At 41.1% G+C, this 285-nt stretch carries 1 protein-coding gene; it reads right to left on the bottom strand.

Annotated elements, in window-relative coordinates; all coding sequences use genetic code 11:
- Positions 1 to 238, bottom strand: a 238-nt coding sequence (locus K5Q99_RS22285; RefSeq protein WP_220778178.1) for a hypothetical protein, incomplete at its 3' end; no start/stop codon positions are given.
- Between the last annotated feature and the right edge of the window lie 47 nt (positions 239 to 285).

Below are 285 nucleotides of genomic sequence, written 5' to 3'. Positions count from 1 at the left end.
TTAGCCCTGTTTGCATAAATTGCTCAGCAAATGAAATTGCGAGTTCAATCTGAACGACGGACATTTTTTCACGCACTAAGCGTTGTTTAAGCATGTGCAGGAGTATTTCTTGCTCAACGTTGTCCTCGTAAGAAAAGGTGTTGCTATCAGGCATCTCTTTTTTAATTACATAGGTCATCAATTCGAAGACCATCAGCAGATTGTGGGCTTGTTGTTCAAACGCAGTCGATTGCATCATCGTGGTTTCTCGCTTTGCAGGAAAGTATGTCCTGAATAACTAGAAAC

The organism is Shewanella hafniensis (assembly GCF_019655335.1).
GTDB lineage: Bacteria > Pseudomonadota > Gammaproteobacteria > Enterobacterales > Shewanellaceae > Shewanella > Shewanella hafniensis.
Note: the sequence above shows the minus strand (reverse complement) of the source record. Positions and strands in the feature narration are given on the sequence as shown.